31 protein-coding genes are annotated in these 26,663 nt (G+C 63.0%); 3 read left to right on the top strand and 28 right to left on the bottom strand.

Annotated features, from left to right (window positions below; genetic code table 11):
- Positions 1 to 62: 62 nt before the first annotated feature.
- Positions 63 to 617, top strand: coding sequence for an MmpS family transport accessory protein (locus ACQPXH_RS19315; protein ID WP_433597942.1), 555 nt, complete (start codon positions 63 to 65; stop codon positions 615 to 617).
- A gap of 177 nt (positions 618 to 794) precedes the next feature.
- On the opposite strand, the gene ACQPXH_RS19310 is transcribed toward ACQPXH_RS19315, so the two are convergent.
- Genes ACQPXH_RS19310 through ACQPXH_RS19300 form a run of 3 tightly spaced genes read right to left on the bottom strand, consistent with a single transcriptional unit; the run spans position 795 to position 2,459 of the window.
- Complete coding sequence (locus ACQPXH_RS19310; RefSeq protein WP_433597941.1) at positions 795 to 1,631, bottom strand: helix-turn-helix domain-containing protein; 837 nt, start codon at positions 1,629 to 1,631, stop codon at positions 795 to 797.
- On the bottom strand, positions 1,628 to 2,155 hold the full coding sequence (locus ACQPXH_RS19305) for a DUF6879 family protein (RefSeq protein WP_433597940.1): 528 nt from the start codon (positions 2,153 to 2,155) through the stop codon (positions 1,628 to 1,630). Before ACQPXH_RS19305 ends, ACQPXH_RS19310 begins: the two co-directional genes overlap by 4 nt.
- The gene (locus ACQPXH_RS19300) at positions 2,136 to 2,459 is read right to left on the bottom strand and encodes a hypothetical protein (protein WP_433597939.1); all 324 of its coding nucleotides are present in this window, start codon (positions 2,457 to 2,459) and stop codon (positions 2,136 to 2,138) included. The genes ACQPXH_RS19305 and ACQPXH_RS19300 overlap by 20 nt, the downstream gene beginning before the upstream one ends.
- A gap of 203 nt (positions 2,460 to 2,662) precedes the next feature.
- Here ACQPXH_RS19300 and ACQPXH_RS19295 point away from each other — a divergent pair, with 203 nt between their 5' ends.
- Positions 2,663 to 2,953, top strand: a complete 291-nt coding sequence (locus ACQPXH_RS19295) for a hypothetical protein (protein ID WP_433597938.1) — start codon at positions 2,663 to 2,665, stop codon at positions 2,951 to 2,953.
- On the top strand, positions 2,950 to 3,288 hold the full coding sequence (locus tag ACQPXH_RS19290; RefSeq protein ID WP_433597937.1) for a hypothetical protein: 339 nt from the start codon (positions 2,950 to 2,952) through the stop codon (positions 3,286 to 3,288). Before ACQPXH_RS19295 ends, ACQPXH_RS19290 begins: the two co-directional genes overlap by 4 nt.
- Positions 3,289 to 3,511: 223 nt before the next feature.
- Here ACQPXH_RS19290 and ACQPXH_RS19285 read toward each other — a convergent pair whose 3' ends face one another.
- The 25 genes from ACQPXH_RS19285 to ACQPXH_RS19165 all read right to left on the bottom strand — a co-directional run bounded on the left by ACQPXH_RS19285 (position 3,512) and on the right by ACQPXH_RS19165 (position 26,494).
- The gene (locus tag ACQPXH_RS19285; protein WP_433597936.1) at positions 3,512 to 3,928 is read right to left on the bottom strand and encodes a hypothetical protein; all 417 of its coding nucleotides are present in this window, start codon (positions 3,926 to 3,928) and stop codon (positions 3,512 to 3,514) included.
- 17 nt (positions 3,929 to 3,945) lie between these two features.
- Complete coding sequence (locus tag ACQPXH_RS19280) at positions 3,946 to 5,454, bottom strand: hypothetical protein (protein ID WP_433597935.1); 1,509 nt, start codon at positions 5,452 to 5,454, stop codon at positions 3,946 to 3,948.
- The gene (locus ACQPXH_RS19275; protein ID WP_433597934.1) at positions 5,455 to 5,739 is read right to left on the bottom strand and encodes a hypothetical protein; all 285 of its coding nucleotides are present in this window, start codon (positions 5,737 to 5,739) and stop codon (positions 5,455 to 5,457) included.
- Positions 5,739 to 6,539 carry an N-acetylmuramoyl-L-alanine amidase gene (locus tag ACQPXH_RS19270; protein ID WP_433597933.1) on the bottom strand — a complete coding sequence of 267 codons (801 nt, stop codon included), beginning with the start codon at positions 6,537 to 6,539 and terminating at the stop codon, positions 5,739 to 5,741. The genes ACQPXH_RS19275 and ACQPXH_RS19270 overlap by 1 nt, the downstream gene beginning before the upstream one ends.
- Entirely contained in the window at positions 6,532 to 7,149 is a 618-nt protein-coding gene (locus ACQPXH_RS19265) for a hypothetical protein (RefSeq protein ID WP_433597932.1), read from the bottom strand. Before ACQPXH_RS19265 ends, ACQPXH_RS19270 begins: the two co-directional genes overlap by 8 nt.
- Positions 7,146 to 8,195, bottom strand: coding sequence for a hypothetical protein (locus tag ACQPXH_RS19260; RefSeq protein ID WP_433597931.1), 1,050 nt, complete (start codon positions 8,193 to 8,195; stop codon positions 7,146 to 7,148). The genes ACQPXH_RS19265 and ACQPXH_RS19260 overlap by 4 nt, the downstream gene beginning before the upstream one ends.
- Positions 8,195 to 9,265, bottom strand: coding sequence for a hypothetical protein (locus tag ACQPXH_RS19255; RefSeq protein WP_433597930.1), 1,071 nt, complete (start codon positions 9,263 to 9,265; stop codon positions 8,195 to 8,197). The genes ACQPXH_RS19260 and ACQPXH_RS19255 overlap by 1 nt, the downstream gene beginning before the upstream one ends.
- 8 nt (positions 9,266 to 9,273) lie before the next feature.
- Positions 9,274 to 10,143, bottom strand: coding sequence for a hypothetical protein (locus tag ACQPXH_RS19250; protein ID WP_433597929.1), 870 nt, complete (start codon positions 10,141 to 10,143; stop codon positions 9,274 to 9,276).
- Between the two features lie 187 nt (positions 10,144 to 10,330).
- Positions 10,331 to 11,965, bottom strand: a complete 1,635-nt coding sequence (locus ACQPXH_RS19245) for a phage tail protein (RefSeq protein ID WP_433597928.1) — start codon at positions 11,963 to 11,965, stop codon at positions 10,331 to 10,333.
- The gene (locus ACQPXH_RS19240) at positions 11,965 to 12,837 is read right to left on the bottom strand and encodes a phage tail protein (protein ID WP_433597927.1); all 873 of its coding nucleotides are present in this window, start codon (positions 12,835 to 12,837) and stop codon (positions 11,965 to 11,967) included. The genes ACQPXH_RS19245 and ACQPXH_RS19240 overlap by 1 nt, the downstream gene beginning before the upstream one ends.
- A complete protein-coding gene (locus ACQPXH_RS19235) occupies positions 12,834 to 16,982 on the bottom strand; it encodes a hypothetical protein (protein ID WP_433597926.1) in 4,149 nt (1,382 codons plus the stop codon). Before ACQPXH_RS19235 ends, ACQPXH_RS19240 begins: the two co-directional genes overlap by 4 nt.
- Entirely contained in the window at positions 16,983 to 17,228 is a 246-nt protein-coding gene (locus ACQPXH_RS19230) for a DUF5361 domain-containing protein (protein WP_433597925.1), read from the bottom strand.
- A 149-nt stretch (positions 17,229 to 17,377) separates the two neighbouring features.
- Positions 17,378 to 17,650 carry a hypothetical protein gene (locus ACQPXH_RS19225; RefSeq protein ID WP_433597924.1) on the bottom strand — a complete coding sequence of 91 codons (273 nt, stop codon included), beginning with the start codon at positions 17,648 to 17,650 and terminating at the stop codon, positions 17,378 to 17,380.
- A 116-nt stretch (positions 17,651 to 17,766) separates the two neighbouring features.
- Complete coding sequence (locus ACQPXH_RS19220) at positions 17,767 to 18,351, bottom strand: hypothetical protein (RefSeq protein WP_433597923.1); 585 nt, start codon at positions 18,349 to 18,351, stop codon at positions 17,767 to 17,769.
- A 49-nt stretch (positions 18,352 to 18,400) separates the two neighbouring features.
- On the bottom strand, positions 18,401 to 18,808 hold the full coding sequence (locus ACQPXH_RS19215) for a hypothetical protein (RefSeq protein WP_433597922.1): 408 nt from the start codon (positions 18,806 to 18,808) through the stop codon (positions 18,401 to 18,403).
- Positions 18,805 to 19,077, bottom strand: a complete 273-nt coding sequence (locus ACQPXH_RS19210) for a hypothetical protein (RefSeq protein WP_433597921.1) — start codon at positions 19,075 to 19,077, stop codon at positions 18,805 to 18,807. The genes ACQPXH_RS19215 and ACQPXH_RS19210 overlap by 4 nt, the downstream gene beginning before the upstream one ends.
- A complete protein-coding gene (locus tag ACQPXH_RS19205; protein WP_433597920.1) occupies positions 19,078 to 19,443 on the bottom strand; it encodes a hypothetical protein in 366 nt (121 codons plus the stop codon). It lies immediately after the preceding gene.
- A complete protein-coding gene (locus ACQPXH_RS19200) occupies positions 19,440 to 19,898 on the bottom strand; it encodes a hypothetical protein (RefSeq protein WP_433597919.1) in 459 nt (152 codons plus the stop codon). The genes ACQPXH_RS19205 and ACQPXH_RS19200 overlap by 4 nt, the downstream gene beginning before the upstream one ends.
- A gap of 18 nt (positions 19,899 to 19,916) precedes the next feature.
- Positions 19,917 to 20,165 carry a hypothetical protein gene (locus ACQPXH_RS19195; protein WP_433597918.1) on the bottom strand — a complete coding sequence of 83 codons (249 nt, stop codon included), beginning with the start codon at positions 20,163 to 20,165 and terminating at the stop codon, positions 19,917 to 19,919.
- 1 nt (position 20,166) lies between these two features.
- Positions 20,167 to 21,120 (bottom strand): SU10 major capsid protein, encoded by a 954-nt coding sequence (locus ACQPXH_RS19190; RefSeq protein ID WP_433597917.1) that lies wholly within the window; start codon positions 21,118 to 21,120, stop codon positions 20,167 to 20,169.
- A gap of 54 nt (positions 21,121 to 21,174) precedes the next feature.
- Positions 21,175 to 21,819 (bottom strand): hypothetical protein, encoded by a 645-nt coding sequence (locus ACQPXH_RS19185; protein WP_433597916.1) that lies wholly within the window; start codon positions 21,817 to 21,819, stop codon positions 21,175 to 21,177.
- Positions 21,820 to 21,874: 55 nt separating this feature from the next.
- The gene (locus tag ACQPXH_RS19180; protein ID WP_433597915.1) at positions 21,875 to 22,474 is read right to left on the bottom strand and encodes a hypothetical protein; all 600 of its coding nucleotides are present in this window, start codon (positions 22,472 to 22,474) and stop codon (positions 21,875 to 21,877) included.
- 335 nt (positions 22,475 to 22,809) lie between these two features.
- The gene (locus ACQPXH_RS19175) at positions 22,810 to 24,297 is read right to left on the bottom strand and encodes a phage portal protein (RefSeq protein WP_433597914.1); all 1,488 of its coding nucleotides are present in this window, start codon (positions 24,295 to 24,297) and stop codon (positions 22,810 to 22,812) included.
- Positions 24,298 to 24,321: 24 nt separating this feature from the next.
- Positions 24,322 to 26,121: a hypothetical protein gene (locus tag ACQPXH_RS19170; protein ID WP_433597913.1), complete on the bottom strand. Its 1,800-nt coding sequence runs from the start codon at positions 26,119 to 26,121 to the stop codon at positions 24,322 to 24,324.
- Positions 26,111 to 26,494, bottom strand: a complete 384-nt coding sequence (locus tag ACQPXH_RS19165; RefSeq protein WP_433597912.1) for a hypothetical protein — start codon at positions 26,492 to 26,494, stop codon at positions 26,111 to 26,113. Before ACQPXH_RS19165 ends, ACQPXH_RS19170 begins: the two co-directional genes overlap by 11 nt.
- Positions 26,495 to 26,663 lie beyond the last annotated feature (169 nt).

The following is a 26,663-nucleotide window of genomic DNA, read 5'->3' as shown; positions in this document are numbered from 1 at the left end:
ACCGGGCTGCCAGTCGCGGGGGATCACCCACCCTCGCTTACCCAACCCTCAAGGGGGACAACATGACCGGACCGAACCAGCCCTACCCTCCCCAGCCGCCGCCCTACGGGCAGCAGCCACCACCGTACGGGCACTACCCGCAACCGCCTCGAAAGCGCAAGGTATGGCCGTGGGTGCTGCTCGGCGTCTTCCTGCTGATGTTCGGCGGTTGCGTCGCCATCCTCGGCACCGCGGGGCATGAGGTGAGCAAAGCTGTTGATGCCGCGAACTCATCCATCCAGTCGGCCGCCGCCGACATCCCCACCTCGATACCGCCGTTGAGCGCGAAACCACCGGCCGGCAAGGGCAAGACGGTGGTGTACGAGATCGTCTCGGACTCGGACGGACTCAACTCCGTCACCTACTTCGACGAGAACTCCGAACTACAGCAGGAGAACAGCGCATCCGCGCCGTGGTCGAAGACCGTCATCAACAACTCGACCTACGCGGTAATCGGTCTGGGTGCCCAAACGAAGGGGACCAGCGTGACGTGTCGGATCATCGTGGACGGCAAGGTGAAAGACGAGAAAACCTCTACCGGCAAGTACGCGGTCGTCAACTGCAGCGGCACGATCTAAGCCGAGTAGCCTCCAGCTGAGAGCCCGATCCGGTCCCCTTCCAGATCGGGCCTCGTCCGTTTGCGGTCGGGTGCCAAACGCCCTGGTCGGAGGGGGTACGCAAATTTGCGTACCCTTTGACCAGCGAAAAGGGCAGAGGGGTACTCATTTTCTGAGTACCCCTCTCGCGTACTCGCATCAACTGCGCGGGCGATCCAGTGCGGCAGTGATCAGGGCACGGGCCTGGTCGCCGTAGACCGCCTGCCGGTGGAGTCCGGCCCACGCCTTTTCGTAGTACGAGAGTTCTGATGGTGTCGTGACGGTCAGTTCCGCACTGATCGTTTCGACGAGTGCCATGCGTGTGTCGTAGATGACGAAACCGGTAGTGGTGTACAGGAATCTGTACCTTGTCGGCACGACGCCGAGTATCAGGTGAGGGTTGCCGAATCCCACGTCGAGCAGGTGCCGCAACTGGTTGGTCTGCACGTCCTCGTCGCCTGCCTGCATGTACAAGACCGGCTCATGGATCAGCATCGAGAACGTTGTGTTGCCCGTGCGTAGTGCCTGCTGGCGTTGCAGCCGCGCGGCAACTGCATCGTCGAGATCGTCACGGGTGCCGAGGAACTCGATGCAGGTCGACAAGATGGCACGGGCGTATGCCTCGGTCTGGACCAGCCCAGATAGAACGACCGGGGAGTAGATGCGAACTGAGCGGGCGCGGGCGTCAAGCTCTACACCGCGGCGTTGGCGGCGCGCGTGACCGGCCGCGGCTATCCGCTTCCACTCGGCCCACTGTGCCTGCACGTTGCGCAGGGACGCGATGAGATCTGGCAGAGCTAAGTCGGCATCGCAAAGTCGACACCATACGACGAGGTCGGCTTCGGACGGTTGGCGTTCGCCGCGCTCTAGGCGGCTCGTCTTGGACCAGTGCCAACCTGCGGCGTCGGAGAATTGCCGACCATTGAGCCCGGCGTCCTTGCGCAGTTCGCGGAGACGGGCGCCGAGAGCTTGCCGGGCTCGGTCGACCGAAGTCACTGCCTCACGTACTCCTCATAGCGGGTTGCCGCTGTCCACACCCGGTCGCGAATCGACCGTGCGTGAGCGACGATCACTGGGGCATCGGTGACTGCCGATCCGACCCAGTAGTCGTTGTCATCGAACAGACTGAATGCCACCCGATCATCATCGAGTACCCAAAAGTCCTCGGAGTTTGCGGCTTCGGTGTCCGCGTGATGTCGCGCGAGGTAGCGGATGTCCTCACCGGCGGCAGTGCTGTGTTTCGCCAGCGCCAGCAAGTACCTGGTGTACAGGGTGTGCGGTTCGCTCACGATGCGTACGCGCTGGACTGCGACGCCGCGGCTCGTCGTGGTGCGAATGAGGTTCGACCAGTTGGCGAACCATTCCCCGCCGACGTCGGTTGTTTCATCGGCACGGAAGCGACTCAGTGATTCGGTCTCGCTTGCCGAGGCGTAGTCGTCGCGGGTCTCCAGGTGGAATGCCCGAGACTTCACGGTGGCAAAAAGATCCGGGAAGGCAGCGTTACCTGGGATCAGCCGCATCCGGGTACACCTCCTCGCGAGTGGGGATCTCGACGGCGGTTTCGTGACCGGGAATCGCCATCTTCGCCAGTACTTGAGGGTCGGTGATCAGGTCGCCCTGCAAAAAGAAAGTACCTCGCCCTGTATCGACGAGTCCGGACAGGCAGGTTCCTGCCTCGGTCCATTGCAGCAGGCGATGAGGTATCTCGATTCTGTTGGCTTCGCTCGTTCGCCAGCCTTGGACGAGGATGCTGCCGCGGTCGGTTGCCCAGAGTCGGGGCGAACCACCCTCGCCGGTCGGACCACCCAGAAGTCGAATCTCCATGGTTAACAACTTTCGTGACAAGTGGTGTCGATTGACATGCTAATCGTCGCACTTAAACGCCGGTAGTGCAGTTGATTCCGGCACTTCTTGGCACTTTCATTGCTTGCGGACCGGGCCGACTTCTAACGTCCGAGGTGGCGCCCGCGGCCGGTGCCAGTCGTCTCTGGCCGCGGGCTGCCTCACCATCGACGACGGAGGGTGAGATGGCGCTCACTGAACCACAGGCCAAAGTCCTTGCCGCACTCGCAATTCTGGAACCTGCGCAAGCGCTAACCGTGCGCGAACTGTGCGGTCACTCTGGTCGCGCCGAGGCTGCCACGCGGGCAGCGTTGCAGGGGCTCGCCGATTCCGGTCTCGCCCATGGTTCCCGCAGAGTCCCGGTCGGGTGGCGGATCACCGATCGCGGACGGTCACTGATCAATGAGCGTCCGTACCGGGAATTCCTGCCGGACAACGGCGCTGCCACCGTGAACACGAACGGGGCAAGCCGGTGAGGGCGACACCTACCGCGATCGGTTACCTGCGCAAGGACATCTCAGGTGTCTCTCAAGACTGGGATGAGATCCAAATCCGCAGCCGCGCAAAACGTCTCGGCTATGACCTCGCCAAGACCGTGACATTCGACGCCAGGACCGTCGACCCAGAGGGACGGCTAGTGAACGTGGTCCAGGCCCTCGATGTCGACGCGGTGATCGCGCCGAGCCTCGAACACTTCGGCGGCCAAGTACCGAAACGACTTGTGCAGCAGTGCGAGCTGAACACGGTCAACCCTACAGAGACCTACGCACCTCATGCCCCGTTTCGGTTTGTCGACGTGGACCGCGCATAGCCCCGCTGAAAGCAACGACGCTCGAAGGAGGTGACCAACAAGATGGCGGCACGAGTGGAGGACCCAGGACCCGATGGCAACAACCACGACAACTGGAATCAAGACCCCCGCGAAGACCGAGGCGATGACGTAATTCGGCCGTGGGGGCGATGACGACTGCCGAACGACAAAACGCGCCCCGACCTTTCCGGTCGGGGCGCGTTTTGGTCGGCGTATCCAGGTATCACGTGATGGTGAGAGTGCCCGTCGCGGCGGTGTTGCCGGAGCCTGCACCGCTCGCGGCCATCTCGACGCCGACGCTGGTGATCGCCGATAGGTCGACACCGCTTGCGGTAACCGTGCAGGTGCCCGAGATGCCGCCTACAGCTGATCCTGGTGAGCCGATGACGGTGCCGGACTGATCAACCAATCGGATCGTGTGGGTCGCGCCGCCGAAGGAGCTGCCGAACGGGATGCTCGCCGCGATTGTCGCGTTGGTTTTACTGCCTTGGACATTCAGTTTGTTGCTGGTCACGGTCGATCCGGGATAGGTGCTCGTGTCGGCGACCATTCCGGTGACCGCGATATAGGTACTGCTGGTGGCCCAGGACTGCCCGCCGGGATTGGTGGCACCCGAAGGCGTGAATGGGTTGCCTCCCATCGCAAACATGAGAGGCATTACAGCGTCACGCCTTTGATGTCGGCTTCGAGGTAGGTACCGGGAGTGGTGCCTACGCCTGTGACTTGGACGGACAAGACGTCTCCGACCGCGAAGTCCCAGGTTCCGGTGTTGGTGGCGTTCGCACCGCCCGCAGTCTGGTCAGCCGCGGCGATGGTTTTCGGCGTGCCGGAGACCTGAGAACCGTTCTTGCGCAGCTCGACCACGAGGTTGCCGGAGGCGTCGGCGGTGTTGCCGCGATAGGTGACCTCGGTGAACCGCACTGCTCGCCGGAGTTTGATGCCGTGCGGGAGGACGTTGCCCGCACCGGTTGCGCGTGTACCGGTTTGCGCGACGTAGGCGATGTCGTACACCTGACCGGCTGCGGTAGGAGTGCGGGCATCGGATAGACGAGAGTCGTTGCCGACACAGGCGGTCGAACTGGAGGTGCCGAACGCCGCGGCGTTGAACGCGGGAGACGCAGCGGTGCCGGCGAGGATTCCCGCGAGCTGCACAACACCTTTCGCGCTGGTCGTGGAGTCCGAAACGGCCAAGGTCCGGTCCGCAGACAGATCCCCACCGCCGGTCAACGGGGCGGTCGTGCTGATCGTGCGCGACGTCGGCACCTTCGAAGCCAGACCAGGCACGGTCGGGCTCGCCGCAGTACCACCCAGATCGCCGGTCAGCTGCAGGATGCCCTTCACGCTGCTCGTGGCGTCCGGTGCGGCAGGACCGGTAGCGCCTGTGTCGCCACGCGGGATTGTGAGATCCACTGTCCAGGCGGGCGGTCCGCCATGGACGCTGGCCGAGGCGGATGAACCTGCGGCACCGGTGGTTACGGTACCGATGTCGAGGTCGAAGCTGTTGACCGCGTTCAGTGCAGCAGTTGCTGAGGCAGCCGCAGCGGACTGGCTTGAAGCTGCAGCAGCAGCCGCAGCGTTGGCCGCCGCGATTGCTGGCACAGTCACCGGGTCCAGCTCTTCGCCGTTGTCCAACTCGAAGATCAGATCATTGCCGTCGATGGACACCGACACCACCGATAGGCCACGCACCACGGCGTTGCCTTCCGATGCGGGGACAGGCGAGACAAGCGTCAAATCCACCAGGCCGGACGATCCAGCGTCGGGATTCTCCTCGTCTGGTCCGGGCGTGTACTCCGGTACGACGAACGAGAACGGGGAGATCGGGACGGGATCGCCCTCATAGGAGAGGTCGAAGCTCACCCGCCATGTCCACTCGTTGGGGTTGGTGTCGGCATTGGGTGCGACCAGGCGGACGCCCCGCCCGCCGCGCCACGTCAGATACCCGAACTCATCCAGGGAGACCTTGTAATACTTCGGCAGCTGAACGTAGGTCGCGGGGTCAGGCACTGCCTCGGCAACCAAAATCTTCGGAGCCTCAGCGGTGAAGGTGACCGAACCAGTCAGCGGCGGAAACTCTGGGCTGTCGTTGATGTCGGGACCGTCAGCGACATTGGCGAGGAACCGGCCGACCACGCGCCCGTACTTCAATGGAGCTAGATCAGCCATCTAGATTTCCTCCTCCAACTCGGCAGGAATCACCACAGGGTTCGGTGGCGGGTCCTGCCCTGCGCGGCGCATCGCGGCGCATAGGTCGTCGATGTAGCGCTGGAGTCCGCGAATCACCCGCACAGCCGCCTTGAACTTGCCGCGCTCCTCAGCCATCTGCTTCTCAAGCTCGACAACACGCGCGGTCAACTCCTTGACCTTCTTCTGCTGCCAGGCAGTGAGTGCGGCGATGATGGCGACGAGACCAGCACTGATCGCCTGGATGACTTCAGGGCTCAGGTCCATCACTGCCCCTTCGCTGCGACGAGCTTGCTGAGCAAGTCGGTCAGGGCGTCGATCTTGCGGTGCGCGTCAGCCAGGGAATCGACGACGGTCTTGTCGCCGAGTTGCTTCCATCCCGTGAACGGGACGGGGCCGCCGAGCTGTTCGCGGATCTCGTTCACGTACTGATCCAGGTAGAACAGAGCCGTGCCGACCGTGACGGTGTCACCTTTGTAGTTTTTGAAAGTCTCTTGCAGAGCGGGCATTTCGCTGCCTCCGTTGTCGAGAATGGATTGCACGTCGGACCGGAAGATGTCCATGTCGATGGCGCCCGGATCCCACTTGCCTTGCGCAGCGCCAGCCCATTCCTTGTGACCGATGGCGTGCGAGGAGTCTTCGCCCAGGTGCTCAAGGATCGCGGCGACCCCGAGCGTGTAGGCGTTGTATTGCTTGTCGGACCAGCCCGTCCGATGCGGCTTGCCGGGCGTCCCGCCTCCGTCGTTCGCCGCTTCGATGCCGATGGTGCAGTTGTTCGCGGCGTCGCGGGAGATGCCGGGGTATGAGCCTGCGCCCGCGTGCCAGGCGATGCCGGCGCCGCAGATGGTGAACTCACCGTCGGGGCTCAAGAACAGCTGCGATGCCAACCCGAGGTCGGGGTGTTCGGCGATGCCGTGGGCGGTCTCGCCGAATGAGCCGGTGTGGTGGCAGACAACGCCCCAGATGTTTCCGAAGTCGCCGTGTCCGCGCTCGCGCCAACCGGGGTATTCGTGGACGACCAGGCCCTTGGCCCGAAGAACGTCGGGTAGCCATACGGGATCAGCCATTGGTGGCCTCCTCGATCTTCGCGCGGATCCGTTCGACAAGTCCCGCGTACGCTTCGGATTTCGTGGACGCCTGGAACGCGAGGTCACGCGGATGGCGTGCGGCCCACGTGCCGTCCTCCAGTTGGGTGACTTGGATGTCGCTGATGTCGTAGAACTCTTCGGGGTCGGGGTCCGGCCAGTTGCCGTCCTCGTCCGGGTGGATGTGCAGTCCCTGGTCATAGACACCGGGTGGCCCGCCGGGAGTGGGGCGCCACCGCACGGTTTCGAGTTCGGGGTGATGCCGCCACCCGCGGTCGATGAGGTATTGCGCGATACGCGGGGCCTGCTGGGTTTGCACGGTCGTCGGCTCGGCCAGTTTGCGTCCAGCCGGATTCAGCCAATCGGGGAGGTGGATCACCGCCAAGTCTTCAGCCAGCGCCCGCACCTGCGGATCGACTTCGGGTACGTCACCGAGATCGGGCAGACGACCATTCAGGGCCATCTGCATGAACTGGCCCCACTTCTCGGTGACCTCAACACCTTCAACGCCGCTGGGCTGGTACTGCTGCTCTTCGAGTTCGCGGCCTGCGCGGGTGACTATCTGCTCGACGATTTCGGGGCCGTCGCTCACGGCTGCTCCTTGAGTGCTTGGGCCATCACGAGCAGCTGCGCGCCCTGGTTGATGACGGTGTAGGTGCCGACACCAGCGACGCGGGTCAGCACGACATATAAAGTTGCGGTCTGGTTCTGGGCGACGGTGGCGTGTGTGGAATCCGGGGTGATCGCCTGTTCCCACCGCGGGCAGAGCAGGATGTTGCTGTTGTTGGTTGCACCCAGAGGCATCCCGAATCCGACGACAGGGCCTGTAGCCGAACCCAACCGGATCTCGGCGATGATGCGGGTGTCATCGACTGCGCTGACGACCTGGACTTTGACGTTGATCTGCCCGGAGATGACGATCGGGCGCCACGCGACAGGCTGCGCGGGGATCGTCATCGTCGCGACGGTCCGTGATTCGGCACTGACGTTGGATGCGGCAGCGAACTGGGAACCCGCAATCGCCCACGGCCCACCGAGTTTCGGATTCGGTGCGGCTCGCCACACAGCATCGCTCGAATCCCATGTCAGAACCGACCCGTCACGGGCGTCTGTGAGATCTGCGACGTCTTCGGCATCAGCTATCGCGCCTGCCGTCCCCGCATCACCGGTAACACCGGTCGTGCCTCGCGGAAAAGTGATCTGCAACTGCTGGTTCGGTGCGGTCCCGGTCAACGCCGCTGCGGCAGAAGACCCGACAGCGCCGGCCACACCCACACCGGACAAGACATTCGCGGGACCTTGCTTGCCCGGTGCGCCGAACGCGTCGGCGAAACGTACCCAGTCCACGCCAGTCCACAAATAGATAGCGCTCTCATCCACCACCCGCCACGCCTTGCGGGCGTCAGCAGTTGTGAGGGAAAACCCTTCCAGGACAGCGAAACTCGCTGCATCGCCCAGCCAGACCCACGGCCATGCGGGCTCTCCCTGTATACCGGGTTCGCCTTGGTCGCCTTCGCGGATCTCGATAACGGCTTCACGGTCGGTGAGTTCGAGCGGATTCACGGTGTAGGGCAGCCCTACAGGGTCGCTGACACCACGCATGGTGATGGTGACATCGGCGTCATAAACGGTGCTCATCACGGCGCTCCTGTCACTGGCACCGCCCACACCGCAACGTGCGCGTATTGCCGGGTGTAGCTGTAGTTTCCGGAGCCCAGGTTGCGGCGCAACACCAGATAGATCGCGCCCGCGACACCTGCGGCGATAGTGCCGGTCGAACTGGCGGGGGTCAGCGCCGAGGTTTGATACTGCGGAAGCAGCTGGTTGTAGTTCCATCCGACATCGGGAAGGCCGTTGCCGACGGCGACGACCTGCCCGGCGGCCGAGCCGATGCACGCCTCCAGGTCGTAGCGGATACCCGCGGAGGCGGAACGGACCTGTGCGCCGCCGAGGACCATCGGGCGCCACGCCACATCCTGGGCGGGGACGTTGACGATCGCGATGGTGTTCGGGTTGGTGGATACGTTGGTGACGCTGGCGGCGAACCCGGAACCGCCATCCCATGCGGTGGTTTCGGTGATCGTCCACGGACCGCGCCAGCCGGGAGCAGGGGTGGGCTGCCACTTGCCCGCCGAAGCCGACCACATCGGCACCGCGCCATCAACGGGGGTGGCGGACTCCTGATAGTCGGCGGCTTCCCGGATCGGGCCGGGTCCGCCGGTGGCGCCTTTGACCCCTTGCACACCGCGGGGGATGGTGAGGTTGATTGCCTGCGTGGGTGGGGTACCGGTCACGGTGATACCGAGATCGGATCCGGCGGTGCCTGTGGTGACGGTGCCGATGCTCAACGTATTCGCGGGACCGTCTGGTCCGGCAGCGCCGAATGCATCCGGGAACGGTTCGAACGATGAGCCGTTCCAGTACATCAGCGTGTTGGTTGATTTGACGCGCCACGCCTTACCCGCCTGCGCGGCGCCGAGATCGGGGGAGAGCGCAGCCAGAGCGGTGGGGTCGGCGATGTCGCCTTCCCAACGAAACGGTGGTGCGGGCGGGCCTTGATCACCTGTTGGGCCGGTGGCTCCAACAGGTAGCTCCAGTGTTCCGTCTGCGGGAACACCCGCGAAGGATTGCACGATACCGGGGACGCCGATACCTTCGTTGATTCCACGCATCAGCGTGGACGCGAAATACTCTGCAACAGTTGCCATGTCGTCTCTCAGATCGGCTGAGCCCACACAGTCAGCGACGCGCGGGAACGCTGAAACCCGATCTCTCCCGTGGTGGTCTGGCCGATGCGTTCGACGTTCACGACGAGGTTGGTTGCGGTGTAAGCGGGCACGGTCGCCAACGTGGAAGTCGGCGAAATGGGTTTGGTGGTGGAGTCACCGATAGCGGGTGAGAACGCGGTCAGCAGGTAGGCGCCGTCATAGCGCACACCCGCACCGGCACCGACCATCGCACCGGTCTCGGACCCGAGTCGAACCCGGATCTCAGCGTCGGCGTTCTGCCCGTCCTGGCAGTAGATCGACAGCCGGCCCCAGCACATCGGCCGGTACGCGAACGGCAATGCCGGTAGCGCGAACGTGCCAGCGGTGAGGCGTTCGACCGCGGTCTGTGTGTCGGCCGAGAAGTCGGTGTACCACCAGCTCCAGCAGCCGAAGCCGTTCGGCGCGGGCTGCACCTTCCACTTACGGGCACCAGCAGCCCAAGCGAATATGCCACGCTGCGCCGGGCCGATCGTGGAATCGAAATCCGTTGCGGTGGAGATGGATCCCGAATCCCCGGCGGGGCCTGGGGCTCCTTGCAGTCCGGCAGGAACCGTGACCGCCAGCCCAAGCGCGGGACCGGTACCGGTGAACCGGACCGCGGGGACGGTCAAGGCTGGGTCGTGAGTGGTGGTCGCAGTGATCGTCGTCGCGGGTGCAGCCGGACCCTGAGCCCCGACCGCGCCGGGACCGGGAGAGTGGACCCAGGTCGCGCCGGTCCAGCAGTCCATGCCGTCACTGTCCAGCCGATGCCACCATTTGCCGCGATCGTCAGCGGTGAGCCCGGTGGGGCGTGCACCAACGTTGGCGATGGTCCCCATCTTCCGGAACGTGGTCCGTGGTGCGCCCGTTGGACCAGCCGGACCGCGGGGTCCCTCCGGGAGCGGCAGGGCAGCCGCTTCGCTGGCGGGAGTGACCTCAGCGGTCAGAACCGGCAGACCATCGACATCAGCTTCTTCATCGACGGACATGTGGGCGGAGAACGAAATGTCCACAGCGAAAGGCCCCCTAGAAAATGATCAAATCGAGGTCAGCCCCGACATCGGTGAACAAGGTGCGGACGGCTTGCGCCATTTGCCCGAGACGTCCCCACGCCTTGACTAGCGAGTCCTCTTCGTCGGAGCCGTCGCCGACCTTGATGTCCCAGCGGGCCGGGGTCTTTCGGTCGTCGGTAAAGGTCAGCTCGGTCACGTAGTCGGTGAATGCCTGGTCGCCCAACGCGAAACCGATCTGGTCACCGAGGTCGAAGTCCTTGCCGACCAGGTATGGGGCGCCGTCTCCAACGGAGGCTTTCTTGCTGGTGTATCCGCGGGTCTGGTGCAGACCACGTCGCCCGGTCATGACTCCGTCGAGGGTGAATGCCTTGCTGGAGTTGGTGACAACGTGCTCGCGGAACGCGAATGGTCCGGCGCGTTGGGTGCGGCCGGCGTCTTCGTAGTTCATCCACGCCAGGAACACATCGTCGAGTTGGCCCTGATACAGCGAGTCCAGACCGGGCAGCCCGATCAGCAGGCCGATCCATGCCAGCAGATTTTTCATGGCGATTTCGATGGCGGCGTTGACCCATCCGGGGCTCTTGCCGCCGACGATCACCGAGGTGGCGAGTGGTTTGTGCAACGCGACTTCGGACGCGCCGATCCCGGAGTACTCGCCTTCGAGATACCAGACCCACGGGAAGGTGCGGACCGTCCCGAGTGGGCCGGTGCTGGAATAGACGGCTTCGTATTCGGATTGGGCGTTGAACGCCGGGTAGCGGACCGGGGTCGTGTCATCAACCCATTCCTCGACCATTCGCACCAGACCATCGAGCAGGGTTCCGGTGGGGCCGGTCACTCCGGATTTGTCGACTGCCTTGATGACCACGGTCGGGCGGTCCAGGTAATACCATTCCGGGGCTGGTTGCTCATCCTCGTCGGGCAGGTAGAAGAAGGCGTCGAGCATGACGCCGGTGTCTTCGAGCATCGGCAAGATCAGCTGATCTGCGGTGTCGAAGCGGGCCGATGCCGCACGCCACGGGGAGGTGTCGCGCAGAACATCAACCGGCACAACAGCAATCGGCCACAACGCGTTGCCGACCTGCGCCCAGTCCGGTGCGTCGAGCCACCTGTCAGGGATGGTCCAGAACGCGGCTTGCAGCCGGATCAGATTAACGGCGAGATAGAGAAGGGAGATAGTGCAGGCAGGCCCGAACAAGATCATGTGGCGCGGAAATTGTGCCAAGATCGGCGCGAACGGCGAGGCCCAGCAGGCGGTTGTGGCGATGTGGTGCCAGCAGTGGATCGCTTCGATATCCACTGTCTCGGTGCCGTTTTCGTCGCGGACAACCGATGCTTTCGTGATGTACCCATCCCACCGGTACGCCCGCGTGTTGACCGTGATCGGGATAGTCGCGTCCGCGCCGTCCGGGTTCTGGAAGATGTGCGCGTAATGCACCATGTCTTCGCGGGGGATGCTCATCTTCAAGCCGCCCGCGGTGTTCTTGGTGCGGGTGAACTGCAGCGAGGAATAGGCGCCTTCCTCGCCGACCTCTTGCAAGAACTTGTCCCAATACCGAACCAGCACAGTCTGATCGGCTGCGTATGCCTGGTCGGCGCGCTCCAACAGGTCCAGCCGCCGTGCCGCGGCTTTGTGATCCCACGCCATCAGAACGGCCTCGACGATCGCGGGGTGACATCAATACGTACGGTCGACTCCAGGGTCGCGCCCTCGGTGACCCGCACGATGATCTCTGTGGATGACCACGCCGGAAGCGACTGGAACCAACGGCGCCCAGCCAACTTCCCCCACACGTTGTCTCCGTCAGGGTTGGCATCGGAGTACACGCGGGCGGTGCGATGCCGGGGATGGGTGTCGATGCGTAGCTCTTCACCCGACGCGAGTAACGGGGTTTCCACGATCCGCAAGGTGTCGCCGAAGTTCGGATCCTGAATCGCGTACCTACCGGGGCCGTTCATGGTGTAGCGCGGCCAGGCAGGTTGATCGGCGGCGTTGCGCCCGCGCACAATTCCTTCACCGAGGCCATCGGCGTTGACCCAAACGTCGGTCTCGATCAGGTGCCGTTCCAGCGGATCCATTGCCGCTGCGGACATCTGGTATTCGATTGCCCGGTTGCGGGTCGGGTCGATGTCGCCGAGTGGTTCCGGTGCGGTATCGAGCTGCACCAACTGGTACCGCCAGCCCTGATGCCGCGTGAAATACCCGACCTTGCAAGGGATGTCGGTCGACCAACCGCGATGCCACGCGTCGTGTACGGCATGGAACCCGCGAACGGAATCAGCACGGAGCAGGACAACGAAGTCCCATTCCTTTTTCGAACGCACCGACCGCAGGAACGTGGCGCCGTCTTGGCGTGCGCCCTCGGACACCAGCAGTTGAACTGGTGCGAACATGTAGCCGGATTGGCGGGTGAGGCGGACCCCTTCCTTGCCCGCGCCGACACCATGCAGATGCCAGACGCGGCCGTGGATATCCCAGACAACAATCTTGGTGGTTTCGATCTGCAGGAGTGGATTCATCGACCGAAACCCCCTGACCGTTGTGTCGCCAACGTGCGTCGTCGTTGCTGTCGCTCAACCGCAATCGCGGCAACCATCGGGTCAGTGCCCGAGATGTTCCATTCGTTGTTGACCGTGGTGCCACCGCCACCGGTCGCGCCGATACCAGCGACCGCTAAGCCGCTGTTCAGGAGTTCTTTCCAGTTGTTCTGGAAGAATTTGGTGACGTCATCTGCGCCGGACTGCGCCAAGCTCGCGGCCTGAGTACCGAGATTGCTCAGCGCCTGCTCAGGGGTAGCCGCCATGTACCAGGGCGCTGGACCGTTGAACAGTTCCGACGCTCCAGGGATAGGCAGATTCGCGAGCGGGTGTGTGCTTTGATCTGCGCCAGAAGACGCCGCCAACGGAGTGGGGGTAGACCCGAACTCGTTGGAAGACAACGCTTCTGGGGTGGCAGAAGTAATCGAATTGCCTGTGCCGGACGAGCTGACACCCAGCGAAGTAGGCCAGTTGGTGACGAACACATTCGTCGCAGCCGCCGAACCGCCGCTACCACCGCTGCTTGATCCGCCGCTGCCGCCAGAGGTACCGGATCCGCCGGCACCACCTGTGCTTCCCCCGAGCTTGCCGGGGCGGCCGGTCGAGCCAGCCCCCGCCCCGGTGGCGGGTCCGCCGAGGTCCCCGCCACGTAGCAGTGATGCGGGGATGTGGGCGTGCTGGTCGAACATAGCGTCCCCAGCACCGACCTTGCCGCCGATGACAACGCCTTCAGAGCCGTTGCTCTCGACGTTCGTGCCGTCACCCAGCGTCAGTGCGGTATGCCCATTGGCACCGCCGCCGCGGTCGAACCAGGAGATCGAGATATCGCCAGGCCCACCCAGGCCGGGCAGCGCGCCCTTGTCCGCCAACCATTTGCCCTCGTTGACCGTGGACATGCGACCGGCGAACGGATCCAAGCCGAGCGCGTCATTGACGACAGCGGAAACTATTCCGCTGCAATCGATTTGGGACCGATTGAAACCACCCATGAGATAGGTGGCCGAGTCCATCGACACCGCGAAGTCCTTGCCGGGCACGGGTCCGCCGTCCCGGAAGCCAGGAACCATCCCGTGCAAGAAGTCCGCACTCGGCACCCAACCGCTGTTGATCGCCTGCAGCAGAGGCAGCGTCTTCGAGGTAGCGGCTGCGTTCACAACGAACTCGCCGGTCGACGCGGCGATCAGCATGGAATCGCTTGTGCCGGTACCCTTTCCGCGCAGCAGACCGCCAGTGGCCATGTGTGCATCTGCCCACTTGACCAGCGAATCGCCGAGGGAACCGGCGCCCTTGCCGCCTACGCCGGGCACCCAGTCGGGGATCTTGACCTGTTGGAGCAGTTCACCGATCTTCTTGACCGCGACCGCGATACCATGAACGACGCCGTCCCATGCCGCCCCGATGGTCGCGCCGACATCAGTGAAGAATTCGCCGATCTTGTCGACCGCACCGCCGATGACGTCACGGGCTGTGGTCACAGCGTCGGCAGCGAACTGCAGTTGACTACCGAAGTTGTCCGCCATCATCTTCAGCGCTGGAATGACCAGCGGCTCAATGACGTTGTTGACCAGCCACGTAAACGCGTCGATGAGCTTGAGCAATTGCGGCAGGATCGCGATGAACAGATCCAGCATCGGCGGGAGCAAGCTCACGCCGATGTCGATCAGCTGCGGCAGCAAAGGCGCAATCGCGGTGATCAGGTCGCCGAAGCTCTTCGCGATGTCAGGCAGATACGGTGCCAGCTGATTCAACGCCGACACCAGAGCATCGGCGATCTTCTTCGCGACATCCGCCAGGATCGGTTGCAGTTGTTCGAACACCGGCAGCATCAGGTCTGCCCACTGCTTGATCACCGGGCCGAGCGCGTTGAAGATAGTGGTCAGCGCGGGCGCCAAAGCCTGGACGAGTCCGGCGATGACCTGAGCCAGCACCGGCAGGATCGGAGCCACCGCGGCCACCAGGCTGGCGAACGCATCACCGAGAGGACCGATCGCGGGAGCCAACGCCGTAATCGCCTGTGCAAGTGCAGTTCCCACGACCTGCGCGATCTGGCTCATCGGTCCGATCAGCGGAGTCAGCGCCGTCATAACGCTGCGCAGAAGATCACCGATCACCGGCAACACCGGCTGGAGCCCGGTCAGCAAGGCATCGATGAACTTCGTCAGATCCGGCATCAGCGCGGTCAGGGTCGTTGCGAATGTCGCGCCAATCTGACCGAGCGACGGGGCCAGCGCCCCGATCGATTCGCCCAGTGCCTTAAACAGCGGGCCGAGCGTGGGACCGACGATATTGCCGATCTGAATCAGGCCATCAATCAACGGGTTCAGGCCCTCGCCCAAGCCCTGCAAGGTGTCGCCAAATGTCGAAATCAGCTGTGTCAGTGAGCCATTGGCAAATGCGTCAGTGAACGACTGACCGATCTGGCCGAGCATCCCAGCGAACTGAGCACCAACCTGGTTCGCGACCGGTTCGAACGCCTGCCCCAGAGACAGGAACCCGGTGGTCGCCTGCTGCAAGCCGGGGCCGAGACCATCGATGAACGACTTCGTGCCAGCGAAAATGCTTTGGATACCAGCGAGATTCTGTGGCGCGGCCCAGAACGCGGCGAACTGCTTGGTCAGCCCGTTCATGGACCCAGCCACATCGACCATGCCCGCCTTCAGCGTGGGCAGCGCCGCCGTGGCAAGCTCGGTAATCCCTTGCGCCGCACCGTCGAACAGGCTGTCCTGGACAGCGCCGCGCAGGTCTTTCCACGCCGGGGCAAGATCACGCGTCGCCAACACGAACGCCTGCGCGTTCGGGCTGAGTTTCGCTAGCGCTTGGGCAGCTTTGTCCTGCGAAGACGACGACGAGTCCGCCGCATCGGCAACCGCCTGCTGCGCCTTCGCGACCTGTTCATTGGCCTTGGTCACCGCAGTCTGCGCGTCAGCGACCTTCTGATCCGCCTGTGCGACACGGTCTTTCGCTGCAACAACTTTGTCGCTGCCCTCGATCCCCTTGGCTTGTGCGTCAGCCGCAGCCTCTTGCGTGTCTTTGTTCTTCTCGACCGCTTCGGCGTAACGCAACTCGGCACGCTCCAACCGCAGTGCCGCCTTCGCGCGGTCCTCTGGCTTCGCCTTTGCCAGCTCGTCGCGAGCTTCTTTGACCGCTAGTGCCGCCTCTTTCTCGCTGAGGGCGGCGTCCTTCAGCTTGAACTGGTAGTCCTCCAGTTCGTCGGCTGCGTCCTTGTACGCCTGCGCGAGATTGGACTGTGCGTCGTGCGCATCCTTCTGTGCGTCAGCAAGATTGCGCTGTGCCGTCTCGACGCCTTCAAGCGCGGTCTGCACCTGTTCCTGCGCTGCCGCAACAGCTTTCGCTTGGGCCGCACCATCCGAACCAGCGGAATCCTCGGCAGCTGACAGCGCCTTGAACGCATCACCGATGCCCTGCAAACCCACCGCTGCCGTCGCACCAGCCGCCGCAGCAGCCGGACCGAGAGCAGCGATGCCGACACCAAGGGTGCTGATAGCACCCAACGCGGCACCAGCGGCACCACCGATAGCAGCGATGCCAGCACTCGCGGCAGACAGTCCAAGCGCACCCTTGGTGAGACCACCAAAGGATGCCGCCGACTTGAGCCGGTCCAGGCCCCTGGAGTCGGCATTGACGTCGACATCGACTGTCCGACTACGGGTCAGGTCTTCCATCCGCGCCCGGAACGCCGCCTCGTTGGACAGGTCCATACGGACCGGGACGGTGAAGTCGGCATCGCGCAACCGGCGTCGCAAGTCGGTGATGAAACGGTTCATCTCCGCCGCCGACACGTCGAGGCCCAGCTTGATGCGGCCCTCGGGCATGTTGTTGAGCCGGTTCCGCAACGCTTGCTCGTCGATGACCGGGGTCAAATAGACGAGGATGCGACGGTCCTTGAGCCGCCTGTTGAGTTCGGCGACGAACGTATTGCGTTCGGCGGCAGTACTTCTCAGCTCGACATTGGCGGTCGCCTTGACGCTGATCGGATTCGCCCGTGCGTGCGCCTGCGACTGTTTGAGCTGGTCTTTGATGGCGCGCCCGAGCTTGTCAGTCTCGCCGATGATGGAGAGATATGCAGCGCCGACTTCGACAGCTTGTCCAGGTCCGGGATCGGTCATTTACTTCTTCGCCTCCCATCCAAGCCAGCGCGTCATTTCGTCGATCGACATGGATGTGGACTCGCCGAAGATTTCGTCTTCTGGTGGTGTGATGCCTGGCCGCGGAATAGGTTTCGGTCGGCCGGTGCCCTTGCGTGCGCCCTCGGTCTTCGCCCAGAACAGGAGATTGAGGGTGTCGACGCTCGCGGCAAGCAACTGTTCGTTGAGACCCCACATCCAGCCCTCCGGATGAAGGGCGCGAAACAATGCGGAATCGGATGTATTGAGAGTGGATACGACTGCGGCGAAGTCGTCCCAGGTCAGCGCATCAGTGCCGAGCTGGCGCAGTCGCAGGCCACGGGCAATGAGGTCGGCCTTGATCGCCTGGGGGTGCTCCTCAATGAGGGCATCCAGGCTCAGGATTCCCCCAACGTCACCCCGGAGTGATCACGCCACCGACCCATCAGTTCGTCGAACTCGACGGGGTCCATCTCATCGACGGCGGCCAGGCCCTCTTCCGACAGCGACAGTTCGAGCAGGGTGTAGGCGGCATCGGTTTCACCGAGGCGCCGTATCTTGCGAATCAAACCGGGCTTCAGATAGGTGAGCGACGGAAGCCGCACTTCGACGCCGCCGATCTCCTCGACGAAGTCGTCCTTGACGGGGGTGGTTGCTTTCTTCGCAGCCATGTGCGCAGACCTCTTTCAAAGTTGTTGAAGCGCAGGTGTTTCGGGCACGCTGAGCGAGCCCGGCAGCGGCCAGGGGCCTGCGCATGGGGAAACCGGCCGCTGCCGGAGAAGGGGGATCAGGCGGAGAACACGCCGTCGTCGAAATACCGGTAGGTCTTCTTGCCGGCGGTGTCCTTGAATGCGTCGACCACGACGTTGAAACCGGTCAGCTCGCCAGCGACGAACGACCGCTCAGTGGTCTCGGTGATCTTGGCGTTGGGCAGCACGATCCGCTTCTTGCGCAGACCGTTCGCCATGTCGAAGATCCACGACCGCAGCGGCAGGACCGAGCCCGTCTCGTTGACGGTGATCAGGGTGCCCGACGAGCTGGTTGCCGCGGTAACGGTCACGTTCTCCGGCCCGAATACCTCTTTCAGGACGTCGGCATCCCAGTACGCATAGAGCGTGAAACCGAATCGCACGCTGTGCCCGTTCTGCAACTGGGCGATGTCATCCGCGTTCCAATCTTTGATCACGTTGACGGTGCGTTCACCCTTCGGTTCGACGCCGTCCTCGGACACGAAACCGAGAGGCTTGAACGCGACGTTCGGGGTAGCCGCAACGGAAGTCGGCAGAGCGGTGCCGGTCGGCGCGACGAGGATGCCACCGGTCACGGTATTCGGAGTGCCCGCGCCAATCTTGGTGACGTCATTAACAGCCATTGTTGTTGTCTCCCTAGGGATTTGCGCAGGCCCAGGGGAATTGAAGAAGCTAGTCGGGTAGTGCCGTGCCGGTCGTGAACAGCTCAGCTGTGACGACGTAGCGCGGTGTATTGGTGTCGGGATCGGGGCTGGAGATGAGTCCGAGGTCTTTGACCTTGTCGACCCACACCGACCCCACATAGCCCGGAGCGACGGCACCGATAAGTGCCCGCACCAGCGCCCCCAAATCGTGGGCGCCAGTACCGAGAGGGTCGTTGCATTCGGCGACAACCCGCGGCCGATCAGTGACGAGATTGCCGGTCAACCCGCCGATGCGAGCCACACGCACGAAGCGCGCAGGACGTTCAGCGGGAACCGCATTCACCACGGGAACGGATACGCCGCGGGCGGCCAGAACTGCCGCCAGATGGTCGGCAAGCGCAACCTCGATGTCACCGAAGATGACTGCCGGGTTCATGGCCGATACGCCTGCATCGCGTCGAGGGCACGACCCATCAGAATGTGATCGCGTGCCTCGCGATTACGGGCGTGCGGATGCGCGGCGATAACCGCAGCACGAGCACGAGTCGTCTGATGGCCGGCGCGAGCGATGAAGCCCTCACCCGCCGCGGCAGATCCGACTTTCGCGTAGTCGTGCAGGACGTCCTTCAGCTTCTCCAGATTGCGGATCTCTTGGAACGCGTCTGGGTATCGCCACACGATGCGGGGTTCGTCGTGACCTGCCATCTACCCCACCACCTTTCGCAAGGGAACGAGCCCACCAGGGCGGAAGCCGTGCGGCCCGTGGTTGTAGTCACGCACCCCGCCCGCGACCTCGAACCGACCAGCCGGACCGGAAGGCAGGTCGATGAGACTGCCATCGGTTGGCTGGAACTCAGGTGGTGTGAGCAGCAGTATCGAGATGTTGACGCGGTCGGGATGACCGGCGATGAATGGATCGTCGATAGTGGGCGTGTACCAGCCGTACACCGAAATCGGGGTTCCGGGTTCGTCGGCAGCCGGGGCGAACGTAGAAGGGTTGCGGTGCGGGTCCGGCCCGCCTGGTGCGCGCTCGTGGTATTCGACTGTCCACGGCGTGGGAAGGAAGCTCACGACTGCGGCTCCCGATCCCACCAAGGCAGGCGCGTACCCGCGTCTTCACTGATCGTGTTGATGGTGAACGCCCGCCGCCGTGTCCCGGTGGGGGACAACTGGCGGCGTTCCTGTGCGGTCAGGTACAGGTTCCCCATCGGATTCGAGTACGACGTCTGATGGGTGTACGGGCCGCCGACCTGCATTTCAGACGACACACCCTCACCACCGCCGGTCCCGCCGATCATCGCCCGTTTGACCATGCACAGTGAAACCAGTTCGGGCACAGCAGGATCGAGAGCGTTTGCCGGTCGCGGATTCTCGTCGTAGAGCGCGATGCGGTCGTCGATGTCGGGCCACTCTGTTCGGATCAGCACCGCGGCGTAGCCGAGCAGAGTGGTAGCGCGAGTCACTTCGGCACCGACGAGGGGGCGCCAGAAGCCAGCGAGGTCATCGGTTGTTGCGAAGTCCGCCATCAGGTCACCCCCTTGCCGTCACTTGCTGCCCGAGGTATCCGCGTCGGCCGCAGCCTTTTCGGCCTTGACCTCGGTGATTCCGTAGTCGTCGACCTTCCGCAGACGTGCGATTACCTTGGTGTCGCTCGTCTCGAACCGATAGACGCGTTTGGTGACACCGTCGACCAGGCCAGTGGATTCGTTGTCGAGCACGAACTTCGCCCACGGGTTCGTGCCGTCCTCGGAGAACTCCACGCCGTGGGTTGCGTGGAATACAACTGCCGCCATGTCAGCTGAGGTCCTTGATGGCACCGTGGTAAACCTCGGGGCCGTACTGCAAGCCGATCTCGCCGTAGAGCTGGTACTTCTCCGAAGCGCCGGTCTTGGCCAGTGGCTCAACGAACATGTGCCCCTTGCCGGGGATTTCGAGGAACACTGGGCGGCATACCGACAGGTCGAGGATGCCGATCTGGCCGGTGGGGAACCAGCGATTCAACATCACACCGAAGGTGCCGAAGTCGGTGACGATCGTGTCGATGGCGACACCACCGATGTCGCGGGTCTGAGTCGGCTGGTTCAGGGTCGCAGTCGCGTACAGGTTCGACAGCGCGATCTTCTGCGCCGAACCGACCATGAACACGGTCGACGCCTGATTCAGCATCGAGCCAGCGGTGAACATCGCCGACAACGCGTTGTCGACGATCGCCTTCGAGATAGCGCGTGGGGTGCCACCGTTGGCGAACACGTTGGTGGTGATCGCGGTCATGATGCCGCGAGTGGTGCGCGCAGTCGAGTTGTTGGCGGGCTTGGCGTACGCGCCGGTGAGGAACGACTTCTCGACATCGACCGCGACTTTGCGCAGCTTCAAATCAATCTGTCGGCTCAGCTCATCGCGAACAGGGTTGGCCTCTTCGGAGTTGATGCCATTGTGCAAACCGACCGCAGCTTGCTTGGTGTAGCTGACCTCGATGGCCTCCTGATGGATTTCCACAACGTTGGAGACATTCGAACGGGACACACCCGAAGCGGTCGGCGCCGCGGCACCCTCAACACGAGAGTTGTTGACCGAGGTCGATTCCAAATCCTCGGTCTGCCACTCGAATTCGACCGAACTGGTGGTTGCACCACCGGTCAGGCCGCCGATCGCAGACAGGAACGGGGTATCGGAAGGCGACACCGAGAAGAGTTCGCCAGTGTAATTCGGCAGGTTGAAAACGGTGCCCTGCCCGGAAACGGTAGCCACGATAGCTACTCCTTTGCGTGGGGTTGAATGGGCAGGTCAAAGCTGCCTGCCAGTTCAGTGATTGGTTTGGGATTTCATTTGCAGCAACATGTCTGCCTTGACGGCCTTGGCCTGCGCCCAGTCGCCGGTCCGCTCGCTCTCCTTCGCGCGCTGCGAAGCGGTCAGCGGCGGATTACCGGACTGGCCCTGCGCGGGATTCGGTCGCATACCGGCCGGTCCCTGCACACGCGCGAGATACGGTTCACGCTTCAGCAATTCGTCGAGATCGGTCTTCAGCCGAGCCGAGTCGATCTCGCCCTGATCGTCGACGTAGCCCGTCAAGTCGCCGAGCAACTTGACCGCGATGGCAGGGTTAGCGAATTCCGAGGCAAGGGATTTCGCCTCGCCGACAACCGCGCGAGAGCGGAAGCTTTCGGCCTGGGCAGCGAAGCGTTTCGCCTCATCCTGCGCACGCTCCAACTCCGACATCTGGGCCGTGGTCAGTTCATCGAACTGTTTGGCCTTGACGGCGTTCTCCTTGGCGCGCTTCTCCTGAGTGCTGGCGATTTCCTTGTACTTCGCCAGCTTCGCTTGAAGCTCTTCGACCGTTTCGGTCGGCTGCGGAACGCCATCACCAGGAGTGTCGGCAGGCGGAGCGTCCACGGGGGCGGTACTCGCCTGATCGGCTTCAGCGGTGGGGGTGTTGTTGTCTTCAGACATGTTGGTACTGCTCCCGTTTCGGGTGTGTCCGCAACCGTTTCGGTGGCGGGAAGAATCAGTGGAGGCCGTGAAGTTCCCGCAACTTGGCGAGAATCTTGTTCAGGTCACCGGAATGAGCCGCGTCCCTGGCTTCCAAATACGTCTCGTAGAGGGCGTCAGGGTCGTAATGCTCGGGCCAGTCGTCGTCATCCCACATCGGGACGGCTTCGCAATCGCAAAAGTCGTGATAGTCCTCGCCAAGCGCACGCTTGCCGCGTGTCCTGCCACGGCGGCCGATGACCGACACAGCCGCAGCCCTGGACGTGTAGACCGCGCCGCGACTGGCCATCACGAGGCAGAACGCGCACGTGACTTCACCTTTCGGCACGCGCGCCCAGCGAGCGTCGGCCGGATCTCGTTCCGCCGATTCGACGATCGTGTCCCTCGCGGGTTGCATGATCAGCCGTTGCGTCTTGCGGCTGAGTCGAGCCAGAACCTCTTCAGGAGTCGGTTCCTCAAGCTCGGGTGTATCGACGGCGTCATCAGCGGTGTCGGTCGACTCGGGGACATCCGCAGGAAAATCGGGACTTACCTGCGGTTCCTCGCGAGTCGACTCACGTACCGAATCGGTGAACGCGTCGAACTCGACGTCACCTGCAGTCGCGTCACGCGACATTGAGGAGTCTGAGTCGCTACCGTTCGGCGTCCACAACTTCGGGCGCGGCTTGGTAGCCCAGGTGACGATTCGACTCGCCTGTTCGACCGGTATCGGCTCAGCCGCAGTCGCCCGGAAACCGCGTCGTGCTCGCGAGTTGGCTCGCATGTCGTCGTAGAAATCGGCGGCGATACTGGCCGCACCCCGACCCGCTGCGCGAACCAACTCGGCGAAGTACTCCGCCAGCTGGTCCGGTGCGGGTGCCGCCAGAACCTGCGGCGCCAACTGTGCGGCAGCCAAACCGACGACGGCGCGAGTGGCAGCAGAATATTCTTCGACCTCTGCTGTCGTCGGCATCAGGCCGCCTGCTGTGCTTCGTCAGCTGGAAGCTTCGGAGTCGGCGCGAGTGCGCCGATCAGCCCAGCCAGATCCTTGCGGCTGCGCCCGTTGCGGCGATCGGCGTTGATGCGTTCCCGCTCCAGCGCCGAATACCCGACACGCTCCAGCGCGACATCCGATTCCGGCGGGACCATTCCCGCACCGATCTGCTTGATGACCGCATCAGTGTCAGCGGCCGGTGTCGGGATGCCTGTTGGTGCCCAGTCGGTCTCCATCCGATGCGCATCAGGCGGAACCTCGCCATCGCGAATGAACAGCGCGAGACGTTGCACGTCTTCCCACCGGCCACCGAAGGTTGTCGCCTTCTTGTCCGCGCAGGTCTTCAGTTGAAAGTCGCTCATGCGGATCGCATCAGCGGAGGCGGGGTTGCCATCGCTGTAGATCCCCAAGTACTGCGGAGGCAGACCCATGAGCCCAGACATGATGCGAACGTCGACGTCATAGAGCTTGGTGAAAGCTTCGGGCTTGCCAGCCTCGAACGTGCCGACGCTCGGCAGGTTGCCGTTCTCGTCGGCCTCCAGCGCGAGGAACCGACCCATGTAGGTTTGCCACGCTGTCTTCGCTGTGCCATCAGCGTTTTGGAACGCAGCCTCAGCCGCGCCGAGGATCCACCGCGGAGGGGTCGCGGTGAACTCGCGAGCCACTTCCATTGCGACCATGGTTCGTGCGGCACGGTCGACTGTGTTCCGCCACGCATAGGTGATTTCCGAAGAACCGCTACGCTGGCCAACACGCTGCCGGTTCGCCATCTGGATCACAGGCAGCATCGGCAACTTGTGGTCGTCGCGGTCGATGACCTGCCAACCCCTCACGCTGCGCACCAAGTGGATGGTCGACCCGATGACGTACAGGGTTGCTCGCTGACGGAAATAGAACTCGCTGGTCGGGTCCGTATCCATATACGTTTGCAGTGCCGCCGTCGCGGTGCGGCGCCGTGGATCCCAGTACACGATCATGTCCAGCGGCGATTCGATCGTGATGACCGGCTGGCCGCCACCCTCGCGGGTACCGACAACGATGGGGCAGCGCCCATAGATCAGGGCGTCAAGGTGCGCCAGCGGCGATTCTTCGACGAGATTGTTCGCGGTCCAGATATCCCACAAATCATCGACAGTGGCTGTCGACGTCGGCATCCGGAACCCCTGCACGGCAAGGCGTTCGTCGATCGCATCGACCCCGATACCAGGCCACCCGAGGATCGCGCGCAGGCCCTCCAACTCCGGAGGGATCGAAATACCCAGCGACGTGATCGGCTGCAAGCCTTCGTAATACAAGCCCGACATCATCATGTCTGCTCGCTGGTCGAACAGTCGACGCGCGAGCCAGGAAGCCAACGCGGCTTCATCAGGCGATAGAGCGAATTGGCTGTCTTTTACTTGGAACGTGAAGTCGCTGGCAGGCTCAGGTAGGGGTTGCAGAGGCGACAGCAGATTAGAAATATTCATCGGCAAGACGCGTGCACCTCCTCATTAATCCGGGACGATCACGCGGCCTTTGCCGGGTGCGCGTTTATTGGTTTTGGGACGTGAAAGCCACATGCGGCGCATGAGGCGCGCACCGACAGCACAAACGGCTGCGTCGATTTTCCGGCGACTTTCACGGTGTTCTTTGGACAAGCTGACACCGAACTTGCCGACATTGCGTTTCGCATTGCCGACGTGGAGATTCAGCAACTTGTTGCCGTCCCATCGGAACGCTTCCTCGGAGACTTCGGAAATGAATCGTTCGGCCTCGTCGACGAATATGCGTGTGTGGTTTGGGTCGCGCATGTCCCACTCGACCAAATGGCGGCGATGGCCCGTAGCGACGGCAGGAAGATGTGACAGCTTGCGAGCGAAATCTTTGGCCCATGCGTCGACATAAAATTCCCAATACCGTTCGCCGGTATCGTCGTCGCGTGCATTCGACAAGTCCGCCCAGAATCCAACGATGTTGTAATCCTCGAACGCCTGCCGAACGGTGCGATCAATTCTCTCGCGGTCGATCTTCCAACCCGCCGGCGCCTTCGGTGGACGCTCCCAAACACCCAGCGCGAACACGTATCCGTCACGGATACGGCACGCCACCAGCGCTGTCGCATCATCAGACTTCGAGCCGTCAAAGAACATGACGACTTCCTCATCGGCTGCGATCGGTTGAGGCGCAGCCATGCGCGCCCAATTCTCCGGATACTGCATCCAGTCTTCGTCATCAGCGACAATCTGGTTGTACCATTTCCGCCGCGATTCGGACACGGAGTTTCCGCGCTTCATAATCGACTTGATGATCAAACTCTTCGGCGTCGCATTCAACCAAACAGAATCACCACGAACAGCGCGCACAACCTCCGGCGCATCATGAGGTGTTAACGGCGCATCAGGCGGAGCCTCAAGCGAGTCGTACAACAAACCCAAATCAGCCACAGCCAAATCAGGATTCGCGACACTGCTATCGTAATCCTCCCGCATCTGCCGCCCGACAGAATCTTCATTCGTCCGATAGGCATTGCAAACATCCAGAATCCGCGCCGCAGTCGCCGACTTCGACACATTGCCGTCAAGCGCACCAGCCATCGCGAAACCGCGATTATGTTTCTGCCAGTTCTGAGTTTCACCACGAATCACCAGAGTCGGTCGGCCACCCTCAATACTGAACGGGTTACTCGTCACCGCTTGGATGCGACGCTTGCCGCCCATGCCGTAAACGTCCAGACCGTTGATCTGAATGCCGTAACGCGCTCTGGCTTCCTCGGAGACCAAACTTCCGAACAGCCCGAACGTATTCTCGGTTTGTTCCTGGGAAACTGCGACAACTTGCACCCACGCCGCCGGCTCATCGTGCCCGACCGGGTTGCCGCTGGCATCCCAGTGATCGAACGTCACATCGGCGAAGCACGCCGCCAAAGCAACACATGCCGCGAGCGGATCCTTGCCGTGACCCTTGACCCTCTGCAAAACCGCTGAGGGATAGAGGAAGTCGCCATCCTCGTCGACCGCGTAGAACCAGAGCAGAAAGCGTGCTTGCTCCATCGTGAATTGCCACGGCTTGCCATCTGAGTGGCGCAACCAATGCCCACACCAGGCGAGCACATGCCAGCCGAGCGTGTGCTTCGGCAGCAGCCAGCCGGATTCTTCATCCCACTGCCACGTAGGACCGACTTTGATCGGCTCCCATAACAAGTCAGTCGGAGGGCGGGTGTGCGCTAGCGCAGTCCGGTACCAAGCAACGATCTGCGCGTAATGGTCTTCAAGGCTCGAATCCGGCGCCGCAGCACGACGCCTACGCGCCATCCGGGTGCCAACGCCTATTGGCAAGATCGCGCATCTGAGCCGAGCGCTGCTCGGGCGAATCACCCTCGCCGCCATCGCCGAGCTTCAGCTTCTGCAACAGCGACGCGAGCACGTTGCGATGCATACGCAATTCGGCCACAAGAGGATTGATCACGGTCTGGCCTTGGCTACCCGTGATCAGCAAGTCTTCGTTCGCCAGGCGGGCCGCAAGGGCATCGATCAAGTCAGCCTCACGGCAACCGTCTTCGAGGACGCGCAGCTCATCAGACCGCAACTCGAACTCATTGGCCACGCCGAACCACAAGGCCATTCCGCTGGACCCAAGGCCATCGGGGGCCGGAATCGGCATAGACGTAGATTCGGAATCAGACATGGGTTCTCTCCCCGTTTCGGGAATCGCCCACACCCGTTGCGGGTCGTGGGCTGGGTTACGAATTACCGCCACTGACCTGGTCATATGCCGAGCAACCGCTAGGTGAACGAGACAGTTCAAAGAGGTCAAGTCTCTGACCTGGGCAAATGCCGAAGCGTCCGCACGCATA

Source organism: Nocardia sp. CA-135953 (genome assembly GCF_050955735.1).
In the GTDB taxonomy this organism is placed as follows: domain Bacteria; phylum Actinomycetota; class Actinomycetes; order Mycobacteriales; family Mycobacteriaceae; genus Nocardia.
Note: the sequence above shows the minus strand (reverse complement) of the source record. Positions and strands in the feature narration are given on the sequence as shown.

Excerpts from the sequence above, each read along its gene's own strand:
- ACQPXH_RS19315 (WP_433597942.1), top strand. The coding sequence starts at position 63 with ATGACCGGACCGAACCAGCCCTACCCTCCCCAGCCGCCGCCCTACGGG.
- ACQPXH_RS19305 (WP_433597940.1), bottom strand. The coding sequence starts at position 2,155 with ATGCGGCTGATCCCAGGTAACGCTGCCTTCCCGGATCTTTTTGCCACC.
- ACQPXH_RS19300 (WP_433597939.1), bottom strand. The coding sequence starts at position 2,459 with ATGGAGATTCGACTTCTGGGTGGTCCGACCGGCGAGGGTGGTTCGCCC.
- ACQPXH_RS19295 (WP_433597938.1), top strand. The coding sequence starts at position 2,663 with ATGGCGCTCACTGAACCACAGGCCAAAGTCCTTGCCGCACTCGCAATT.
- ACQPXH_RS19285 (WP_433597936.1), bottom strand. The coding sequence starts at position 3,928 with ATGGGAGGCAACCCATTCACGCCTTCGGGTGCCACCAATCCCGGCGGG.
- ACQPXH_RS19280 (WP_433597935.1), bottom strand. The coding sequence starts at position 5,454 with ATGGCTGATCTAGCTCCATTGAAGTACGGGCGCGTGGTCGGCCGGTTC.
- ACQPXH_RS19275 (WP_433597934.1), bottom strand. The coding sequence starts at position 5,739 with ATGGACCTGAGCCCTGAAGTCATCCAGGCGATCAGTGCTGGTCTCGTC.
- ACQPXH_RS19270 (WP_433597933.1), bottom strand. The coding sequence starts at position 6,539 with ATGGCTGATCCCGTATGGCTACCCGACGTTCTTCGGGCCAAGGGCCTG.
- ACQPXH_RS19260 (WP_433597931.1), bottom strand. The coding sequence starts at position 8,195 with ATGAGCACCGTTTATGACGCCGATGTCACCATCACCATGCGTGGTGTC.
- ACQPXH_RS19255 (WP_433597930.1), bottom strand. The coding sequence starts at position 9,265 with ATGGCAACTGTTGCAGAGTATTTCGCGTCCACGCTGATGCGTGGAATC.
- ACQPXH_RS19250 (WP_433597929.1), bottom strand. The coding sequence starts at position 10,143 with ATGGGGACCATCGCCAACGTTGGTGCACGCCCCACCGGGCTCACCGCT.
- ACQPXH_RS19245 (WP_433597928.1), bottom strand. The coding sequence starts at position 11,965 with ATGGCGTGGGATCACAAAGCCGCGGCACGGCGGCTGGACCTGTTGGAG.
- ACQPXH_RS19240 (WP_433597927.1), bottom strand. The coding sequence starts at position 12,837 with ATGAATCCACTCCTGCAGATCGAAACCACCAAGATTGTTGTCTGGGAT.
- ACQPXH_RS19235 (WP_433597926.1), bottom strand. The coding sequence starts at position 16,982 with ATGACCGATCCCGGACCTGGACAAGCTGTCGAAGTCGGCGCTGCATAT.
- ACQPXH_RS19225 (WP_433597924.1), bottom strand. The coding sequence starts at position 17,650 with ATGGCTGCGAAGAAAGCAACCACCCCCGTCAAGGACGACTTCGTCGAG.
- ACQPXH_RS19220 (WP_433597923.1), bottom strand. The coding sequence starts at position 18,351 with ATGGCTGTTAATGACGTCACCAAGATTGGCGCGGGCACTCCGAATACC.
- ACQPXH_RS19215 (WP_433597922.1), bottom strand. The coding sequence starts at position 18,808 with ATGAACCCGGCAGTCATCTTCGGTGACATCGAGGTTGCGCTTGCCGAC.
- ACQPXH_RS19210 (WP_433597921.1), bottom strand. The coding sequence starts at position 19,077 with ATGGCAGGTCACGACGAACCCCGCATCGTGTGGCGATACCCAGACGCG.
- ACQPXH_RS19200 (WP_433597919.1), bottom strand. The coding sequence starts at position 19,898 with ATGGCGGACTTCGCAACAACCGATGACCTCGCTGGCTTCTGGCGCCCC.
- ACQPXH_RS19195 (WP_433597918.1), bottom strand. The coding sequence starts at position 20,165 with ATGGCGGCAGTTGTATTCCACGCAACCCACGGCGTGGAGTTCTCCGAG.
- ACQPXH_RS19185 (WP_433597916.1), bottom strand. The coding sequence starts at position 21,819 with ATGTCTGAAGACAACAACACCCCCACCGCTGAAGCCGATCAGGCGAGT.
- ACQPXH_RS19180 (WP_433597915.1), bottom strand. The coding sequence starts at position 22,474 with ATGTCGCGTGACGCGACTGCAGGTGACGTCGAGTTCGACGCGTTCACC.
- ACQPXH_RS19175 (WP_433597914.1), bottom strand. The coding sequence starts at position 24,297 with ATGAATATTTCTAATCTGCTGTCGCCTCTGCAACCCCTACCTGAGCCT.
- ACQPXH_RS19170 (WP_433597913.1), bottom strand. The coding sequence starts at position 26,121 with ATGGCGCGTAGGCGTCGTGCTGCGGCGCCGGATTCGAGCCTTGAAGAC.
- ACQPXH_RS19165 (WP_433597912.1), bottom strand. The coding sequence starts at position 26,494 with ATGTCTGATTCCGAATCTACGTCTATGCCGATTCCGGCCCCCGATGGC.